The following is a 17,947-nucleotide window of genomic DNA, read 5'->3' on the forward strand; positions in this document are numbered from 1 at the left end:
TACAATAATGTTTTTACTTTCTTGTATTTCTATTTTACAATTAAATAATAATAAAATAGTGATTTAATCACTAAAGTTGGTTTAACATTATGATCGATACACATAGAAAGGAGAACATATTTTGACTTATGATAGAAAACACCCCTATACAAAAGGCAATCTAACGATTGATAACCTCTCACAAGCTCTCTTTATTGTTAATCGCCATGCCAAAACAGCTCCAAACCCCAAATTTTTATATAAATTAAAGCATGAATCATTAAAAAAATTAATAGAAGAAGGAAAAGCAAAAAAAGTAGGACTTCATTTTTCGGAAAATCCTCGAAATAGTAAACAGCAATCAGATGTCCTCGTTGAATGCGGTCATTATACTTTTCATATACCTCCAACTAAGTCTGATTTTGCTGAGCTCCCTCATTTAGGGAAATTAGATGGCAGTGTTAGAAACCCGAAAACATCGATTTCACTTAGCCAAGCAAAAAACGTATTACAGACATATACCGGGATTACAGATATGGAGCAGCCTCCTTCAAACCCACGAAAAAACCGACCATATCAAAAACCAATTTTCAAAAAGTTAGGGGAAAGATATACGTAAAAAAGCCAGACTATCCGGCCTTTTTACGTATTTTTATTTTGTACATATTATTGCTACAGCTTTTTGATCATTTTGTGAACTCTTTAACTAGATATAGACCCTGCTCTTTAATAAGTTTAAAATACTATCATATGAAGAATAACAAAAAAACGAGGTGCTTTATCCATGAAAGGAACAGCGATTCTTTTTCAGGAGAAAAATATCACATTTATTGAAGATGTTGACCAAACAGTTTTCGAAGAAATCAAAGATCAATGTGGTTGTGAACAATGCAGCTGCAAACTAGATAATAAAATCGTTACTTTCGGTTCCGTTTCTCCCGTATTCTGGCATGAAGACGAAGTTGATTGGGACTACGGTTATTAAATATTTATAATCTCACTAAATCCCCCCTTAAAGCAGCCTGTGTGAAAACTCAGGCTGCTTTTATGTTCCTTCCAGGGTCTTGTTCATTAATGTAGAATATTTCTATAAATCTGTTTATAATCAGAGTATTCACGAAAGCAATGGAAGGATGAACAAGGGTGGAGCATTTAATTAATACCAAGGTTCAAAATATTGAGGTTTCAGGTATTAGAAAATTTTATAATATGGTTTCTCACATAGACGATGTAATTTCATTTACAATTGGTCAGCCAGATTTTCACACACCAGAGCATGTGAAGCTAGCAGGCATTCAAGCAATTGAGGAAAATTTCACTTCCTATACACCTAATGCTGGAATCACTGAATTACGAACTGCCGCATGCGATTTTGTTAAAAAAAAATATGGTCTTTCCTATGAACCAGAATCTGAAGTAATTGTTACAATGGGTGCAAGTGAAGCCATTGATATATCCTTTAGAACGATTCTAACGGAAGGGACAGAGGTTATCCTGCCAGGGCCTATTTATCCAGGATATGAGCCTATTATTCGTATGTGTGGGGCTGTTCCAGTTCATGTCGATATAAGGAAAAATCAGTTCCGATTTAATTTAGAAATGATAAAACCTTATATTACCGAAAAGACACGTTGTATTGTACTGCCCTATCCCTCCAATCCAACGGGGGTAAGTCTATCAGATATCGAGTTAAAGGAAATCGCTGAATACTTGAAGGGCCGAGAAATTTTTGTACTTGCAGATGAAATATACAGCGAGTTAATCTATGATCAGCCTCATACTTCAATTGCTTCCTTTCTAAAAGAGAAAACAATTGTTATTAATGGATTATCAAAATCTCATGCGATGACTGGATGGAGAATTGGCTTCTTATTTGCACCTAAGAATATCACTAAGCACATTCTAAAAGTTCATCAATACAATGTATCTTGTGCAAATTCGATTGCCCAGAAAGCAGCTTTAGCCGCCTTAACAGTAGGAATTGATGATGCACTTCCGATGAAGATGGAATACCAACAAAGACGTGACTATGTTTATAACCGTCTAACCGCTATGGGACTAAATGTAGTTAAACCAGATGGGGCTTTTTATTTCTTTGTGAAAATTCCTGAATCGATCCCCCTAAATAGTTTTGACTTTGCTCTTGAAATGGTACATCAATCAAAGGTAGCTGTGGTTCCTGGCAGTGCATTCTCTGAATATGGTGAAGGCTATTTTAGACTTTCTTTTGCCTGCTCACTTGAAACGATAGAAATTGGGTTAAACCGAATGGAACAATATATAAACATGAAAAACCCTCACTCCTAAAAAAGTGAGGGTTTAATTTCCTATTTTTCATTTATATTGGCCGTTATTTTTAGATGCTTTTTCTTTTTTTGCTTTATCCTTATGAATTTTATTTGTTGCGGCAGAGCCCATTTCATGAGCGAATTCTTCATTTAAGACTGCAGAGTCAAAACCCTTTTTGTTTTTTTGCTGTGGATCATTCTTTTTTGTTCGTTTAGCCATGAAAATTCCTCCTAATTTTACTTCTATCCTAGTTTTTGAAACTAGAAGGAATTTATACGAATTGTATCAGGATCAGGACTTCCAATATTTATAAAGAGCTTGCGTTCCACTATTTTCTTCGCCCATTTCAGCAAGTTGATCATAGAGGGATTTTGCTAATGCTAAACCTGGAACTTTCATTTCCAGGTGCTCAGCTTCATCTAAAGCAATTTTCATATCCTTAATAAAATGCTTTATGTAAAAACCTGGTTCAAAATTACTATTTAGCATTCTTGGAGCAAGGTTGCTTAAAGACCAGCTTCCCGCAGCTCCAGTTGTGATGCTTTTTAAAACTGATTCTGGGTTTAACCCTGCTTTTTCCGCATAAATAATTGCCTCACAGACACCAATCATATTAGAAGCAATCGCAATTTGATTGCACATTTTTGTGTGCTGTCCTGCACCTGCTGTTCCTTGATATACGATATTTGTTCCCAACATGTTTAATAAGGGGCTTATTGCTTTAAAGTCTTCTGCCTTTCCACCAACCATAATTGACAGTTTCGCTTCCTTAGCACCGACATCACCGCCAGAGACAGGGGCGTCTAAAGTATGAATTCCTTTTTCTTTTGCAGCATTAAATATTTTCAAAGCAAGTGATGGTGCAGATGTCGTCATATCAATGAGAAAGCTGCCTGCTTTCCCGTTCTTAACTAGTCCATTTTCTCCCAAATAAATCTCTTCTACATCAGAAGGATAGCCAACCATAGTAAAGATAACATTAGCTTTTTCAGCCATTTCCCTTGGCGTATTCACCCATCCTGCACCTTTTTCTAACAGTTCGCCAGCTTTTTCCTTTGTCCTTGAATACACAATAAGCTGATAACCTGCTCGCAATAAATGTCCTGCCATGCTTTTTCCCATAACGCCTGTCCCAATAAAACCAACCACAGTATTTTCTGGTGTTAACAAATTAATCAATCCCCCGATATAATATTTTCACATCTCAATTATATAATGGTGAACGCAAAAAAACCGGAACTAAGTACTTTCCGGTTATCGTGCTCAATCTCCAAATTTATGCACATATATAGCATTTCCTAGATAAAATTGGAATAAACTATGTTTTTACAGCTCTGACGAAAAATTTGTTAAGTAAACACGACCAAAAACTTCTTGATTATTGTATATTTCGATAGAAACTGCATTGTTTTTTTCAATCATAGTCTGAAGATCTTGTATATGCAAATCTTCTTTTAAAGGAAGGGGATCCATGAAAATATATTTTTCGCTTTTACCTTTTACCTCTAAATACTCACCATTTAGAACTTGATCTTCACCATAGATAATTTCCCGTTTTCCAATTGCCGCCGCTAATTGATCATCATGAATAGTTACCTTCACTTTATATAACTCTTGTCTATCTAAAATTTCATTATTAATTCTAAATCGAAATTGAAGTTCGTTATTCTTTGTCAACAAGGCGTCCGCGTAACGATTTACAATTAGTTCTTTTGAGAGAGGCAATCCACATCCTGTAAGTGTTGTTCCTATAAGGAACATACTTATTAACACAAAAACCATTTTAATACTTCTGCGCATCTTTAAACACTCCTTTATGTTTTTACCTTAACCAAATATTATTGGTAATAAACGTAAAATGAGGTTGATTATTGGAAGATTAACAGAGAGGTTAAATAGCTTTAATCATGCCCCCATCAACTAAAAATGAACTTCCCGTCATATAAGTATTAGCATCTGAAAGGAGGAAGGCTGCTACATTAGCAAATTCCTCAGGTGTTCCATACCTCTTAAGAGGAATGGCTGCTTTCATAGCTAATTCAACTGTTTCTACTTCAACGCCCTGTTTTTCTGCAGCAAATTGATCTAAATGCTTTACACGGTCAGTTGCAATTCGGCCAGGTGCAATCGTATTGATAAGGATATTATATTCAGCTAATTCCGAAGCTAAAGTCTTAGAGAGTCCTACGATGCCTGTTCGAAAAGTATTAGATAGTATTAAACCGGGTATTGGTTCCTTAATCGATGAAGATGCAATATTAAGGATCTTTCCTCCCTGCTGTTTTAAAAAAGGTAATGCTTCTCGGATGACACGGACATAAGATAATAAATTAAGTTCAAATGCGTTCTGCCAATCATCATCTGTTAAATCCTCAAAGGATCCTGCTGGTGGTCCGCCTGCATTATTGACAAGTAAATGAAGACTACCAAATCTATCAATTGTATTTGTTACTAATCGTTTAATATCCTCGGTTTTAGTTATATCTGTTTTTTGGAAAGCAACTTTTCCCATGCCAATAGCTTCTAATTCATGAGCCTTCTTACGGAGTTTTTCGTCATCACGCCCAGAAATCATTACATTGGTTCCTTCTTTTACTAATCTTTCAGCGATAGCAAACCCTAAGCCTTGGCTAGAAGCAATCACAAGCGCTGTTTTCCCGGTCAAATTCAAATCCATCTACACTTTTCCCCCTTTAACTTGTCTATATCTATTATACTAAAAATTACCTTTATATCCTAAACAAGGACAAATAAAAAAAGAGACAGAATTTGCTCTGTCTCTTTAAAAATGTCTTATTTTGTTGCAGCGTTAACGGCTTCAATTACTTGAGCGGTTGTTTGCATATTTAAAACTTGTTTGGCCAGTTTCTCCATTTCAACTTTGCTTAACTTCTTAATTTGTGAACGTGCTTTTAATATCGACGTTGCACTCATAGAAAATTCGTCTAATCCAAGACCAAGAAGAAGTGGAATCGCCGTTTCATCTCCTGCCATTTCACCGCACATCCCTGCCCATTTTCCTTCTGCATGTGCAGCATCAATAACCATCTTCACCAATCGTAGAATCGATGGGCTATATGGTTGATACAGGTAGGATACACGCTGATTCATTCGGTCTGCGGCCATTGTGTACTGAATTAAATCATTCGTTCCAATACTAAAAAAATCGACCTCTTTAGCAAATTGGTCAGCTAAAATAGCGGTTGATGGAATTTCGACCATTATTCCAAGTTCAATACTGTCTGAAATCTTTTGTCCAGAATCAATAAGTTTTTGCTTTTCATCTTCAAGGATTGCCTTTGCTTCTCGGAATTCATCCAAGGTTGCAATCATTGGGAACATAATTTTTAAGTTACCGTACCTGCTAGCTCTAAGAAGTGCCCGCAGCTGGGTACGGAAAATATCCTGCTCCTCCAAACATAGACGAATAGCTCGGAATCCTAAAAATGGATTAAGCTCTTTTGGTAATTGAAGATATGGAAGCTCTTTGTCGCCGCCGATGTCTAATGTACGTACAACAACAGGCTTACCATTCATACCTTCTAAAACAGCTTTATAAGCATCAAACTGTTCTTCCTCAGTAGGAAGCTGGTCTCTGCCCATATATAGAAACTCGGTTCGGTATAGACCTACACCGTCTCCGCCGTTTTCGATTACTCCCTTTAAATCATTTGGAGTACCAATATTAGCAGCTAATTCGACATGGTGGTCGTCCGCTGATACCGTTTTCTCATTAACAAGCTTTGCCCATTCAGTCTTTTGAGCCTCATATTGCTCATGAATTTTCCGGTATTCTTCCACAAGTTCTGGAGTCGGGTTAATATGTACTTCACCTTTAAGACCATCAACAATAACTAAATCTCCATTGTTGATTTCCTCTGTAGCTGTTTTTGTACCTACAACTGCCGGAATTTCCATGGAACGAGCCATGATAGCAGAATGAGAAGTGCGTCCGCCAATATCTGTAGTAAATCCTAAAACGTACTGTCTGTTTAATTGAGCAGTATCTGAAGGTGTTAAATCTTCGGCAACTATGATTACCTCTTCAGCAATCATACTTGGATTTACCAATTGAACACCTAGTAAATGTGACAACACGCGCTTGGTTACATCTCGGATATCTGCTGCACGCTCTTTCATATACTCATTGTCCATTTGCTCGAACATCGTAACAAACATGTCAGCGGTTTCTTTTAATGCAGCTTCAGCGTTTACATTTTCTGATTTAATCTTATCTTCTATCGGACCAATTAATTCTGGGTCAATTAAAACAAGTAAATGTGCTTCAAAGATAGCAGCTTTATCTGCACCAAGGTCGACTTGGGCACGATCACGAATTGCTGCCAATTCTTCTTTAGATTTCTCAATTGCTGCCTTAAATCGGTTTATCTCAGATGGAATGTCTTCTACCGTGTGTTTCTCAAACGATAAGTTTGGTTCTACTAACCGATATGCTTTTGCAATGGCAATACCATTGGAAGCAGCAATACCTTGTAAAAATGTCATTACTCAGCGAGTCCTTCTTTTTTCAATAGTTCATCTAAGCTCCTTAAAGCATCTTCGCTGTCACTGCCTTCTGCACTGATTGTGATATCTGCACCTTGTCCAATTCCTAAAGACATTACACCCATAATAGATTTTAAATTAACTGTTTTCCCTTTATATTCTAAAGTGATTTCTGAATCAAATCTGCTTGCTGTTTGTACAAGTAAAGTTGCAGGTCTTGCGTGAATCCCTGTATCTGCTGTTACTTTAAATTGTTTTTCTGCCATGTTAAATCAAACTCCTTCTCATTTAATATAAAAAGACGCTGGCTATTACATATCTAACAGCTTATAGTCAGATAAGTAAACTGAACTAATTGTTATATTTTCTCCAAAAGGAAATGAAGTATGTAAACTGCCGAGCCTCGTTTTATTATTAGAAATTCATACAATTGCAAGGATAACATTTTCAAGCATTCTAGACAAACTATATCACTTTATGTAAGCGCATTAAAAAATCAGTAAAGTGTTTTTTTGAAAAATTCACTAATTCGACAAAAATTCATTTATTTTTAGCTTCGAGGCTCTTTTAAGTAATGGTATAATACATCCCCACCACGCTGTCCTATACCTCGAAAATGTTTAAAGTCCTCCCTTTTGACAAGGACCTCACGAAATTCCATAAAATCTTCATTCTTTACATAGTACTCTGAAAGCTCACCTGTTTTTAATTTTTCCAAGATATCTTTTACAAATTCTTCATTCATACCCTGCACCACCTTTATTAACATTTTATAGTAATCTATTATAACATAGTCAATAGTTAAACCATTTTTCAAAGAAATTCTATCTAACAATGTAACCGATTACAATTTTTATTTGTATCTTTTAAGAAATTAACAAAATTGTCAAATAAAATCCTTTACGAATTGGATAAAGTAGTGCAAACTGTTATGTAAATGAATATATATATAGTTTGTCAAGCAAAGGAGAGAGACTAATGAAAAAAGCAGAAGTAGGAAATATCATTGAATTCCGTGGCGGATTAAAAGGGATTGTCGAAAAGGTAAATGAAAACTCTGTAATAGTCGACTTAACATTAATGGATAACTATCGAGATTTAGAATTGGATCAGCGGACTGTTGTTAACCATAAAAACTATAAGATTGTAAAAGAAAGCGCTTATTAATTTAATAGCTTTATAGAAAAGGCAGCCATTTGCTGCCTTTTCTTTTTATTTGAAAGGCTGTGTTAAATTTGTCTGTTAATTTGCGCTCCAGGCACTTCGCTTTCCGCAGGCGTTGCGGTGAGCCTCCTCGGCGCTAGCGCCTGTGGGGTCTCACCTGCTCCGTACTCCTGCAGGAGTCTTCGTGCCTTCCGCGCAAATCAACAGAGTGCATATATCAACATTTAGCTTTAACACAGCCATTTGAAAAATTACTACCTGCCCTTACCAGCTTCTTTCGAAAGCTGTTTAAAAGATTTTACTTTTCCGTGCGGGTTTTGGTCTTGTTTTCGAACAGTCCATTCACGTTCGTGTTGACTTTGGGATTTACTCATTGTTTATCCTCCTTTCCTTTCACTACTATTTTTTTCAATTTCCTTGAGACTTATGATTAGAATTGTTCAAAATTGTGATGTAAACATTTCCTTTCATAAATCATTTTTGCTAAAATAAGTTCTATTGTTAGAAAGGAGCTAATAAATAAAATGAAAAACCGCTTCTTTGACTTGCGGCTCATTACTGGATACGTACTTGCCCATGCTCTTATGTTCTTCACTTTCTATGATAGAGCGATTTTCTGGTATATATTCACAGGTTCACTTCTAATATTGATCACCTTTGCAATGTTTCAAGAAGAGGTGGAAGATGAGGCGTCATTTTTTTCTTATATTTTTATTGGTGCTTTATCAGGAATCTTTCTTTATTCTCTTTTTTGGCTGGGGGTCCAAGTCTTTGACCTGCTTAACTTGGCATTTGATACTAGTATAAAAAAGCTTTACAGATGGTTCGCCCCATCGGTATTTTGGCAATATCTTGCACTAATTTTAGTGGCAGCACCTGGAGAAGAACTCTTTTGGCGAGGATTTGTTCAAAAAAGACTGCTTCGTTATTTCGGTCCATTTGCCAGTATAACAATTGGAGCCCTTTTGTATGCATCTGTCCATATTTATTCAGGAACCTATATCTTAATGCTTGCAGCATTCCTTTCCGGTCTTATCTGGGGTGCTCTCTACTTGTGGAAAAAAAGCATGCCGCTAGTAATCGTTTCACATATTGTTTTTGACATCATGATTTTTATTATTTTGCCGTTAAAATAGGAAAAGCATTTGTCTAAGTATTGGACAATGCTTTTCCTATTTTTATGGTTTATTCACTTTTTCGTTTAAAGGCTTTATCCATAAAAGGATAAAAAAGATTAGGCTAATATAGCCAAACAATGGGTAAAGATTGGACAAAAGTTTACTATAGTCAATAAGACTAATGGCATAAGAAACGAAGAATATAGCTGATATTGTAACAAAAGTAGGAACCCTTACAAATTGTTTTAACTGACGGTCAAGTCCAAATACGTTTCCAATCACTGAAGTGAAAATTTCACCATAAATAACAAGGACAAATATCCAATAGAAAAAAGGGGCGATTTGCTTCATAATGATTGCCATCGGTATTTCATAAATCTCTACATTTGGAAGCATAATCAAGGTAAAATGGCTTGATATTAGAATGACGGTTAAAGCTGTCCCTCCTAAAATCCCGCCCCATTTAATCGTCCAATCATCCTTAATTTCATTTGCAATTGGAACTAACACGGCTTGTGCTAAAGCTAGGTTTAATGCTGTATAAGAAAAAGGTGCTAATATACTTTTCCATCCATCTTCTGCATGTGGGATAAATAATAAGTGACTGACAAAATCTGGCTGTTTTATCGATAGTGTCATTAACATTAGACTAAAACAAATCATAATTGGTACAACAAACGAATTAACTGCAAATAGCCCCTTTGTGCCGACAAGCATAACTAAAAAGGATAAAAATATGGTGATGAAAACTCCTAAGTTTTTCGTAAGTCCTAATTGCTCTTCAAAGACTGCTCCTGCACCTGCAAGCATGACTGCACTAACTCCAAGAAGCATAAAAAGCATGATTATATTAATACCCCTGCCTGCCCATTTCCCAAACAAGTGCACATTAAATTCCTGATATGATACTGCATTAATTCGAGCAGCAATTCTCATCAACTTTGACCCTAACACGATAAGGAGGAAGCCGCTCAATAATATACTTAAAAAACCAATGAAGCCAAACCGCGAGAAAAACTCAACAATCTCTTTTCCAGTAGCAAATCCCGCACCAACAACAGTACCCACGTAAACTGCTGCGATTTGAAAAGCTGCTGACCAATTCTTTTTCACCTCATCTCCCCCTCAGATTCAATATATGAGAAAGAGGACAAACAAAGACGAGCTTTTTTCCAATCAGTGCAATTTCGTTTTGTAAAAAATTACCATATGCATACTACTTGAAAGTCAAAATAGGTCAAAGTATACTATGTTCATAAGGTCAAATATAGTCAAAGTCAAAAATAATATAAGTATTATTCTTAAGGAGGTTTCTTTTTATGCTTTGTCAATTGTGTAAAGAAAACCAAGCCAACGTACAATTAAACTTAAACATTAATGGGACTCACAGAGATATGAAGCTTTGCCACGAATGTTATACAAATAATAAACATGCAATTAGTACAGGACTCAGCTCTAAAATGAATGGCTTTCCTGGTTTTTCGCTAGAAGATTTATTTTTCAATATGAAGAATAGTGAAAATAATCCCTCTGCACCATCTCGGTCACATGTTGAGCATGGAAAAAGTGGAAGCTTTATTGATCAATTTGGACGTAATTTAACACATATGGCCAAAGCTGGTCTTATTGATCCTGTGATTGGTCGTGATCAAGAAATTAAACGTGTAATCGAGATATTAAATCGTCGTACTAAAAATAATCCGGTATTAATTGGTGAACCGGGTGTCGGGAAAACAGCTATCGCCGAAGGACTTGCTCTGAAAATTGTTAACGGCCATGTGCCGGCTAAATTAAAAAACAAAGAAGTTTATTTACTTGATGTAGCTTCAATTGTGGCTAATACTGGAATACGCGGTCAGTTTGAAGATAGAATGAAACAATTGATTGCAGATTTACAGGAACGTAAAAATATTATTCTGTTCATTGATGAGATCCATCTCCTAGTAGGTGCTGGTTCTGCAGAAGGTTCAATGGATGCAGGAAATATTTTAAAGCCTGCTCTTGCACGAGGAGAACTGCAGCTTGTTGGTGCAACTACTTTGAATGAATATCGTCAAATAGAGAAAGACTCTGCTTTAGAACGTCGGTTCCAGCCTGTTCAGATTGATGAACCTACACTTGAGGCAGCAATTGAAATCTTAAAGGGAATTAAGAGTAAATATGAGGACTATCATGAAGTAAACTATTCTGACGATGCAATAACGGCATGTGTTCAATTATCACACCGTTATATCCAAGATCGCTTCTTACCAGATAAAGCGATTGACTTGCTTGATGAAGCTGGATCTAAATTGAATCTTACTTCAGATGGTACTAGCATAGAACAGATTGAGAATCGATTGAAAGAAATTGCTTCTCAAAAAGATAAAGCTCTTAAAAGTGAAAATTATGAATTAGCAGCTTCACTTCGTGATGAAGAAGCTAAACTTGAAAAATCATTAAATGAAAATTCAGCAAGCAATAGACCTATGGTAGAAGTTTCACATATACAAGAAATCATTGAGCAAAAGACGGGTATACCCGTTGGTAAATTACAAGATGATGAGCAGCAAAAAATGAAACATTTAGAGGATAACTTGAATAAAAAGGTTATTGGTCAGGAGAAAGCTGTTGAGAAGGTGGCTAAGGCTGTAAGACGCAGTCGTGCCGGCTTAAAATCAAAGAATCGCCCAATCGGTTCCTTCCTTTTTGTTGGACCTACCGGGGTAGGTAAAACTGAGCTATCAAAAACACTCGCAGAAGAATTGTTTGGTTCAACTGAATCGATGATTAGACTTGATATGAGTGAATATATGGAAAAACATAGTATTTCAAAATTAATTGGTTCACCTCCAGGTTATGTTGGGCATGACGAAGCTGGACAACTGACCGAAAAAGTTCGCAGGAACCCATACAGCATCATTTTATTGGATGAAATTGAAAAAGCACATCCTGATGTTCAGCATATGTTTTTACAGATTCTTGAAGACGGGCGACTAACGGATAGTCAAGGAAGAACAGTAAGCTTTAAGGATTCTGTTATCATCATGACAAGTAATGCTGGGGTCAGACACAAAACCATTCATGTTGGCTTCGGAACAAATGGAGCAATGGAAGAGGCTTCTATTTTAGATTCCCTTGGCAGTTTCTTCAAACCAGAATTTCTGAATCGGTTTGATAGTATTATTGAATTTAATTCACTTGAAAAAGATCATATCTTGCAGATTGTTGAGTTAATGGTACACGACCTGCAAAAAACCTTAAAAGAGCAAAATATTGAATTTGCGATTCACTTAGAAGCAAAAGAAAAACTAGCAGAGCTTGGCTATCATCCAGCATTTGGCGCACGTCCGCTCCGTAGAGTAATTCAAGAGCAGCTAGAAGATAAAATTGCGGACTTTATTCTTGAGCAGACAGAAGCATGTAAACTATCTGCTATTTTAGAAGATGATCAATTGAAAGTCACAACAGATAGTGTAAAGTTACACTAATCAGAAAAGCGAAGCTCTAGGGCTTCGCTTTTCGTTTTATTTATTATAATTTTTGATCTTCAACTGTGTTTAACCAGGCTTCAATTTCACCAACTACTGATTGAACGCAGCCATCCTCAAAAGGTGAAATCAGATTTGCTTCTTTAACTAGATTTGTAAATGACCTGCTGCCCCCAAGCTTGCACAGACTTACATAATCAGCCCAAGCCTCTTCTTGGTTTTCTCTTGAACGTTTCCAGAATTGGAAGGCGCAGATTTGAGCTAAAGTGTAATCAATATAATAGAAAGGTGAGTTAAAAATATGTCCTTGACGCTGCCAGAAGCCGCCTTTCTCTAAATAAGTATTCCCGTCATACTCTCTATGCGGCAGATACTTTTTCTCAATTTCGCGCCACGCCTGCTTTCTTTCTTGAGGTGTCGCTTTGTAATTTTCGTATACCCAGTGTTGGAATTCATCAACAGAAACACCATATGGTAAAAATAATAAGGCTGAGCTTAAGTGAGAGTATTTATACTTATCCGTATCTTCCTTAAAGAATAAGTCCATCCATGGCCAAGTAAAAAATTCCATACTCATCGAATGAATCTCACAGGCCTCATAGGTTGGCCAGTTATATTCCGGGATTTCAAAATTCCGGCTGGAATAAACCTGGAATGCATGCCCTGCTTCATGTGTTAATACATCAATATCTCCAGAGGTTCCATTAAAATTAGAAAAGATAAACGGTGCTTTATAGTTTTCAATGAATGTGCAATAGCCGCCGCCAGCTTTTCCTTTTTTTGCTACAAGATCCATTAAGTTATTATCCTGCATAAATCGGAAAAACTCTCCTGTTTCTGTTGATAGTTCTTCGTACATCTTTTGCCCGTTTTCGATAATCCATTCGGGATTGCCCTTAGGAACAGCATTTCCCGTTTTATAGTTAAAGCCCTCATCAAAGTATTTTAACTGTTCCACACCGATTCGTTCCTGTTGCCTTGCTTTAAGTTTCGTCGCAATTGGAACAATAAAATCCTTCACCTGCTGGCGGAAATTCGCCACCATTTCTGAATTATAATCCGTCCTCATCATCCGGTAATAGCCTAATTCAACAAAGTTTTTATAACCTAATACTTGAGCAATCTCCGTTCTTACTTTAACAAGTTCATCATAGATACGGTCAAACTCTGTTTCATGTTCAGCTAAAAAACCAAATTTTGCTTCATTTGCCCGTTTTCTCATTTCTCTATCAGTGGATTCCGTGAATGGCTCTAATTGAGCAAGAGTCCGCTCTTCCCCTTCAAAATTAATTTTTGCAGATGCAACTAGTTTTGTGTACTCTGTTGAAAGTCGGTTTTCTTTTTGTAGTAAAGGTACAATTTCAGGTTTAAAGGTCTTTAATTGTCCCTCTGCAAGGGCAAATAATTGCTTCCCCCATTTAGCTTCTAATTCATTGCGATATTTAGAATTTACCAGTGCTTGATAATACTCGGTAACTAGTCCTTCAATTTCTGGCTGAACTTCATCCATATAATCTTGCTCAGCTTTATAGAACTCATCATTTGTATCAACTGAATGACGTATATAGCAAAGATTAAACATGGTTCCAATATCATTTCTAAGTCCGTTTACTTCATTCATTGCTAAGCTTTGCTCTTCCACAGAAGAAGCATTTGTAAACTTTTCAATCGCTGCCTCAAAACTTGCTTTTACATCATCAAGGTTTGGACGGGTATATGTATAATCTTCAAATCTCATTGGTACACCCCTTTAAAATTGATTTTTGCAAGTAAATCATTTGGACATTATCTATTCATATTCCTTTAATGAAAAAAAAATACGGCTTGAAGCCGTATTAAAATTTACCTGCTGGCAATCCAAGTTTTTTCAACAACTCAATCGCTTCCTGTTTTTCTGAATCCGTCAAACTAGACATCAGTGCATGAATTTGCTGCGCATGTTCTGGGAAAATTTCTTGAATGAATTCTTTTCCTTTATCAGTAATCCGTGCATGCGTTACCCTTCTATCATTCGGACAAGCGATTCTTACCAACATCCCTTTTTGTTCGAGTTTATCAACAACATACGTGATGCTCCCGCTAGCAAGTAATATTTTCCCGCCAATTTGCTGCATTGGCTGATCACCTTTATGATATAAAAGCTCTAATACGGCAAATTCGGTTGGGTTTAATCCACTTGCTTGAATAACTTTATTCACATGCTCATTAATCGCTTTAAAAGCCCTTGAAAGAACAATAAATAGCTTCAACGATTGAGCTACAGAATCATTTTCCATAAGAATCATCCTTTTTATAATTTGTCCAGCTCCAGCGCTAGCCTCTCGAGGTCACTTCGGTCCTGCAGATGAAGTCGAAAAGCATGACTTCATCCACAGCCCTTCCCAGTGCTTGTCGGGGCTGAGCACTAAGGAAAGCTCCTTAGATTAATCCTCGCAGGGACAAGCTGTGCTTGTTCCGAAGGCGCTTCCGCTTTTCTATTTATCTCGACTTCAAGATTATTATAAAAAACTTTTCAAATTGTGTCAATTTAACTCTTGAAAATAATCATAAATCTTATTATATTTAAATATTCCGAACTTAGAAACATTCCATTTTTCATTTTTGTAAAACTTATGTAAGATAGAAGTATTAACAGATTAATATTTTCATAACGAGGTGAGGTTTTTGAGTCAACCTGCAATAGCGTCTGCAAAAACAGCCAAGGCTTCCGAAAAGACCATGTTTAATATTCTTTTTATTATCGGGCTTTGCCATTTACTTAACGATGCCATTCAGGCAGTGGTCCCGGCAATGTTTCCAATCCTAGAAAAATCGATGGGTTTATCATTTACCCAGCTAGGAATTATTGCCTTTTCCTTGAATATGGTGTCGTCGGTGCTTCAGCCAGTGGTTGGAGTCATAACTGATAAAAAACCAATGCCGTTCGCTCTGCCAATAGGGCTTACATTAACACTTGGCGGTGTTCTTGGATTAGCCTTTGCTCCTTCCTTTGGTCTGATTGTTATCTCAGTCATTTTTATCGGGCTTGGTTCTGCAGTATTTCATCCTGAAGGATCAAGGGTTGCCTATATGGCTGCAGGAAAACGAAGAGGACTTGCGCAATCTATTTATCAAGTAGGTGGTAATACGGGGCAGGCATTGGCACCACTTATCACAGCACTAATCCTTGTTCCGCTCGGACAAAGAGGTGCTTCATGGTTTACCATTGTTGCAGCAATTGCAGTTTTGTTATTAATCTATATCGCTAATTGGTATAACAAAAGATTAGCCAGTGACCTCCCTCTTATTAAAAAGAAGAATAAATCGGCAGCAGAAAAAATTGGATTATCAAAAAAAATAAAACAGGCATTGTTATTGGTTCTTTTGATCATATTTGCTAGGTCATGGTATATTTCGGGGATGACTAATTTCTATGCATTTTATGCCATCGAAGAATATTCTTTTACAATTAAAGAATCACAGTTATTCCTCTTTGCCTTTTTAATTGCTGGAGCTTTTGGTACTTTTTTTGGCGGACCGTTAGCTGATCGCTTTGGAAAGAAAAAGGTAATATCTGTTTCAATGTTGGCGACTGTCCCATTTTCCATACTTATTCCATTTGTATCTTCAGCCATTGCCTTTATCTTTCTAACCCTTTCAGGTTTTATTTTAATGGCGAGTTTTTCCGTTACGGTTGTTTACGCTCAAGAACTTGTCCCAGGAAAAATCGGGACGATGTCCGGATTAACCGTGGGACTCGCCTTCGGAATGGGTGCTATCGGTTCAGTGGGCCTTGGATACATAGCTGATTTATTTAGCTTATCCTCCATGGTATCAACATTAGGATTCTTACCATTGTTAGGCTTAATTGCATTCTTGCTTCCAAGTGATCAAATAGTCCGAAAATGGAATCAAGAGAATTAGAGAAGGATGGGCTTTTGCCCATCCTTACTTTATTTAAAGGGGTGAATTGTTAAATTTTCGAAAAACTTTAACATTTATACTCAAAAAAACTTGTAAACTAGCATATAATATAGTTAGAACATAAAAGGGAGGGCTACAAACATGAAAACCCCTAATTATCATGACTTTTATCAAAAGGCATTAATCCCAATCGGTTTTAATGACCTGCTTGCACTTAAAGAATTTAAATCATATGAGTTTGATTCACCTTCTACTCATTGGCTTATTGCAGTTGAAGGAGAGCAGCTCTCGCAGCCGACGATTTACTACCATTGGAAAGTCAGTGTATACCCATCCAATTGCGATGGTGATATTAATTGGAAGAAACCATTCTATTGTTCTCCAATAATGGAATCGATGGACAGTGCGCATGATATTGCATGCTCATTTGCTTCACTAAGTAAACAAGATCAACTTTCTAACCTAAACCTACAAGAGAAAATAAGTTAATCCACAAAAAATATTCCCCTTTTGCTTCACCTTCTTTTTACCCTCACTTGTGAAAAAATCTACATATAGTGATAAATTCAGGTAGATTCCCTATTTATTTTTGTAAAAACGCTCTCTTACTCTTTTCAACCTGGCGTGATACTTGAGAATGTCCAGTCTAGCTTTTTCTGCTTCTGGTGCAATCGGTCTTAATTTTTCCAACTCCCAATAATCAACAATTACATCTAAAACTTGATCAAAATATTCCAATGGACCATAGTTTGCCTCTTTTGCAATAATCGCCATGCGATCTTCAAAATCAGGCATGACTGTGCCTGGCATTTGGAAGTTCTTTATAACATGTCCTAAATGATAACAATAATTAGGTTCCAATTGGAGATGAAATTTAATAACATCTCGGTAAAAAGCATAATGCAGCGTTTCATCCTTTGCCAGACGGCGAAGCAGACTAGATAAATCCTTATCGTACGAGCCAGCTGTTTTTGCAACGTTATTATAAAAGACCATAGTAGCTAGTTCTTGTAATGAGGTATATACCATGGTTTCGAAAGGCGTATGATAATCAGGATTCCAGCCATTCTCAACTGTTTGTTTATGCAATTGGTGGAGTCGCTTTGGATCTACATTACGTGTAAGTAATAGATACGTCTCAAGCAGGTTAGAATGCTGGTCTTCTTCTGAAGTCCAGGTATGGACAAAATCTTTGATAACCGTTAAAGATCCCTTAAATGTTTGATCTAGGTGTGAGGTAAACCATGGAAGATTCACTTCGGTTAAAAGGGCCGTTTCAACGGCAGTAATAATGGGTGCAGGCAGTGTGACTTGACTTTCATCCCAAGGAACGCGCCTGAAATCCATCCCCTTATCCCACGGCAAGAAATCATGATAACCCCAATCTATTTTTTCAGACCGCTTTTTATGTTCTTCATATAACTCTAAGAGTTTAGGCTCCAATCTAAAGTCCAAATCATTTGTTAACATCATTACCCTCCATTGTTGTAAAAATTCGGTCGTATCCTATTGGGTTGA

General features: G+C 36.7%; 20 protein-coding genes. 8 read left to right on the forward strand and 12 right to left on the reverse strand.

Going from position 1 to position 17,947, the window contains the following annotated elements; all coding sequences use genetic code 11:
- Window positions 1-121: 121 nt before the first annotated feature.
- The 3 genes from J2Y03_RS07295 (at window position 122) to J2Y03_RS07305 (ending at window position 2,286) form a co-directional block, all read left to right on the forward strand.
- The gene (locus J2Y03_RS07295; protein ID WP_132085762.1) at window positions 122-598 is read left to right on the forward strand and encodes a YkyB family protein; all 477 of its coding nucleotides are present in this window, start codon (window positions 122-124) and stop codon (window positions 596-598) included.
- Window positions 599-763: 165 nt separating this feature from the next.
- Window positions 764-964, forward strand: a complete 201-nt coding sequence (locus J2Y03_RS07300; protein WP_132085760.1) for a hypothetical protein — start codon at window positions 764-766, stop codon at window positions 962-964.
- A gap of 158 nt (window positions 965-1,122) precedes the next feature.
- Window positions 1,123-2,286, forward strand: a complete 1,164-nt coding sequence (locus tag J2Y03_RS07305; RefSeq protein ID WP_310192367.1) for an aminotransferase A — start codon at window positions 1,123-1,125, stop codon at window positions 2,284-2,286.
- Between the two features lie 27 nt (window positions 2,287-2,313).
- Here the strand turns inward: J2Y03_RS07305 and J2Y03_RS07310 are convergent, their stop codons facing one another.
- From J2Y03_RS07310 to J2Y03_RS07340, 7 genes are all read right to left on the reverse strand, one after another.
- The gene (locus J2Y03_RS07310; RefSeq protein ID WP_165902991.1) at window positions 2,314-2,487 is read right to left on the reverse strand and encodes a hypothetical protein; all 174 of its coding nucleotides are present in this window, start codon (window positions 2,485-2,487) and stop codon (window positions 2,314-2,316) included.
- A 72-nt stretch (window positions 2,488-2,559) separates the two neighbouring features.
- Window positions 2,560-3,438 carry an NAD(P)-dependent oxidoreductase gene (locus J2Y03_RS07315; RefSeq protein WP_310192370.1) on the reverse strand — a complete coding sequence of 293 codons (879 nt, stop codon included), beginning with the start codon at window positions 3,436-3,438 and terminating at the stop codon, window positions 2,560-2,562.
- Window positions 3,439-3,594: 156 nt separating this feature from the next.
- A complete protein-coding gene (locus tag J2Y03_RS07320) occupies window positions 3,595-4,068 on the reverse strand; it encodes a hypothetical protein (protein WP_132085754.1) in 474 nt (157 codons plus the stop codon).
- Window positions 4,069-4,159: 91 nt separating this feature from the next.
- Complete coding sequence (locus tag J2Y03_RS07325) at window positions 4,160-4,945, reverse strand: SDR family oxidoreductase (RefSeq protein ID WP_310192373.1); 786 nt, start codon at window positions 4,943-4,945, stop codon at window positions 4,160-4,162.
- Between the two features lie 116 nt (window positions 4,946-5,061).
- Window positions 5,062-6,774 (reverse strand): phosphoenolpyruvate--protein phosphotransferase, encoded by a 1,713-nt coding sequence (gene ptsP / locus J2Y03_RS07330; RefSeq protein WP_310192376.1) that lies wholly within the window; start codon window positions 6,772-6,774, stop codon window positions 5,062-5,064.
- A complete protein-coding gene (locus J2Y03_RS07335) occupies window positions 6,774-7,040 on the reverse strand; it encodes a phosphocarrier protein HPr (RefSeq protein ID WP_310192379.1) in 267 nt (88 codons plus the stop codon). The genes ptsP and J2Y03_RS07335 overlap by 1 nt, the downstream gene beginning before the upstream one ends.
- Before the next feature lie 284 nt (window positions 7,041-7,324).
- Window positions 7,325-7,519, reverse strand: coding sequence for a hypothetical protein (locus J2Y03_RS07340; RefSeq protein ID WP_310192382.1), 195 nt, complete (start codon window positions 7,517-7,519; stop codon window positions 7,325-7,327).
- A 233-nt stretch (window positions 7,520-7,752) separates the two neighbouring features.
- Here J2Y03_RS07340 and J2Y03_RS07345 point away from each other — a divergent pair, with 233 nt between their 5' ends.
- The gene (locus J2Y03_RS07345) at window positions 7,753-7,941 is read left to right on the forward strand and encodes a YkvS family protein (protein WP_090758199.1); all 189 of its coding nucleotides are present in this window, start codon (window positions 7,753-7,755) and stop codon (window positions 7,939-7,941) included.
- 251 nt (window positions 7,942-8,192) lie between these two features.
- Here J2Y03_RS07345 and J2Y03_RS07350 read toward each other — a convergent pair whose 3' ends face one another.
- Entirely contained in the window at window positions 8,193-8,312 is a 120-nt protein-coding gene (locus J2Y03_RS07350) for a DUF6254 family protein (RefSeq protein WP_310192387.1), read from the reverse strand.
- Window positions 8,313-8,462: 150 nt separating this feature from the next.
- On the opposite strand from J2Y03_RS07350, the gene J2Y03_RS07355 reads away from it, so the two are divergent.
- Complete coding sequence (locus tag J2Y03_RS07355; RefSeq protein WP_310192389.1) at window positions 8,463-9,074, forward strand: CPBP family intramembrane glutamic endopeptidase; 612 nt, start codon at window positions 8,463-8,465, stop codon at window positions 9,072-9,074.
- Between the two features lie 42 nt (window positions 9,075-9,116).
- Here the strand turns inward: J2Y03_RS07355 and J2Y03_RS07360 are convergent, their stop codons facing one another.
- A complete protein-coding gene (locus tag J2Y03_RS07360; RefSeq protein WP_310192391.1) occupies window positions 9,117-10,169 on the reverse strand; it encodes a YkvI family membrane protein in 1,053 nt (350 codons plus the stop codon).
- 206 nt (window positions 10,170-10,375) lie between these two features.
- On the opposite strand from J2Y03_RS07360, the gene J2Y03_RS07365 reads away from it, so the two are divergent.
- On the forward strand, window positions 10,376-12,526 hold the full coding sequence (locus J2Y03_RS07365; protein WP_310192393.1) for an ATP-dependent Clp protease ATP-binding subunit: 2,151 nt from the start codon (window positions 10,376-10,378) through the stop codon (window positions 12,524-12,526).
- A 43-nt stretch (window positions 12,527-12,569) separates the two neighbouring features.
- On the opposite strand, the gene J2Y03_RS07370 is transcribed toward J2Y03_RS07365, so the two are convergent.
- Both J2Y03_RS07370 and J2Y03_RS07375 read right to left on the reverse strand, forming a co-directional pair.
- Window positions 12,570-14,264, reverse strand: coding sequence for a M3 family oligoendopeptidase (locus J2Y03_RS07370; RefSeq protein WP_132085738.1), 1,695 nt, complete (start codon window positions 14,262-14,264; stop codon window positions 12,570-12,572).
- Window positions 14,265-14,361: 97 nt separating this feature from the next.
- Window positions 14,362-14,802 (reverse strand): MarR family winged helix-turn-helix transcriptional regulator, encoded by a 441-nt coding sequence (locus J2Y03_RS07375; RefSeq protein ID WP_132085736.1) that lies wholly within the window; start codon window positions 14,800-14,802, stop codon window positions 14,362-14,364.
- Window positions 14,803-15,190: 388 nt separating this feature from the next.
- Between J2Y03_RS07375 and J2Y03_RS07380 the strand changes: the two genes are divergently transcribed.
- Together J2Y03_RS07380 and J2Y03_RS07385 are read left to right on the forward strand one after the other, a co-directional pair.
- The gene (locus J2Y03_RS07380) at window positions 15,191-16,429 is read left to right on the forward strand and encodes an MFS transporter (protein WP_396954179.1); all 1,239 of its coding nucleotides are present in this window, start codon (window positions 15,191-15,193) and stop codon (window positions 16,427-16,429) included.
- Between the two features lie 141 nt (window positions 16,430-16,570).
- The gene (locus J2Y03_RS07385; RefSeq protein ID WP_310192396.1) at window positions 16,571-16,918 is read left to right on the forward strand and encodes a hypothetical protein; all 348 of its coding nucleotides are present in this window, start codon (window positions 16,571-16,573) and stop codon (window positions 16,916-16,918) included.
- 90 nt (window positions 16,919-17,008) lie between these two features.
- On the opposite strand, the gene J2Y03_RS07390 is transcribed toward J2Y03_RS07385, so the two are convergent.
- Complete coding sequence (locus J2Y03_RS07390; protein WP_132085732.1) at window positions 17,009-17,899, reverse strand: acyl-ACP desaturase; 891 nt, start codon at window positions 17,897-17,899, stop codon at window positions 17,009-17,011.
- Between the last annotated feature and the right edge of the window lie 48 nt (window positions 17,900-17,947).

Origin of the sequence: Neobacillus niacini (assembly GCF_031457145.1) — a bacterium.
In the GTDB taxonomy this organism is placed as follows: domain Bacteria; phylum Bacillota; class Bacilli; order Bacillales; family Cytobacillaceae; genus Neobacillus; species Neobacillus niacini_J.

Coding starts and splice junctions, on each gene's coding strand:
- J2Y03_RS07300 (WP_132085760.1), top strand. CDS start 764: ATGAAAGGAACAGCGATTCTTTTTCAGGAGAAAAATATCACATTTATT.
- J2Y03_RS07310 (WP_165902991.1), bottom strand. CDS start 2,487: ATGGCTAAACGAACAAAAAAGAATGATCCACAGCAAAAAAACAAAAAG.
- J2Y03_RS07320 (WP_132085754.1), bottom strand. CDS start 4,068: ATGCGCAGAAGTATTAAAATGGTTTTTGTGTTAATAAGTATGTTCCTT.
- J2Y03_RS07325 (WP_310192373.1), bottom strand. CDS start 4,945: ATGGATTTGAATTTGACCGGGAAAACAGCGCTTGTGATTGCTTCTAGC.
- ptsP (WP_310192376.1), bottom strand. CDS start 6,774: ATGACATTTTTACAAGGTATTGCTGCTTCCAATGGTATTGCCATTGCA.
- J2Y03_RS07335 (WP_310192379.1), bottom strand. CDS start 7,040: ATGGCAGAAAAACAATTTAAAGTAACAGCAGATACAGGGATTCACGCA.
- J2Y03_RS07340 (WP_310192382.1), bottom strand. CDS start 7,519: ATGAATGAAGAATTTGTAAAAGATATCTTGGAAAAATTAAAAACAGGT.
- J2Y03_RS07345 (WP_090758199.1), top strand. CDS start 7,753: ATGAAAAAAGCAGAAGTAGGAAATATCATTGAATTCCGTGGCGGATTA.
- J2Y03_RS07350 (WP_310192387.1), bottom strand. CDS start 8,312: ATGAGTAAATCCCAAAGTCAACACGAACGTGAATGGACTGTTCGAAAA.
- J2Y03_RS07355 (WP_310192389.1), top strand. CDS start 8,463: ATGAAAAACCGCTTCTTTGACTTGCGGCTCATTACTGGATACGTACTT.
- J2Y03_RS07365 (WP_310192393.1), top strand. CDS start 10,376: ATGCTTTGTCAATTGTGTAAAGAAAACCAAGCCAACGTACAATTAAAC.
- J2Y03_RS07370 (WP_132085738.1), bottom strand. CDS start 14,264: ATGAGATTTGAAGATTATACATATACCCGTCCAAACCTTGATGATGTA.
- J2Y03_RS07375 (WP_132085736.1), bottom strand. CDS start 14,802: ATGGAAAATGATTCTGTAGCTCAATCGTTGAAGCTATTTATTGTTCTT.
- J2Y03_RS07385 (WP_310192396.1), top strand. CDS start 16,571: ATGAAAACCCCTAATTATCATGACTTTTATCAAAAGGCATTAATCCCA.
- J2Y03_RS07390 (WP_132085732.1), bottom strand. CDS start 17,899: ATGTTAACAAATGATTTGGACTTTAGATTGGAGCCTAAACTCTTAGAG.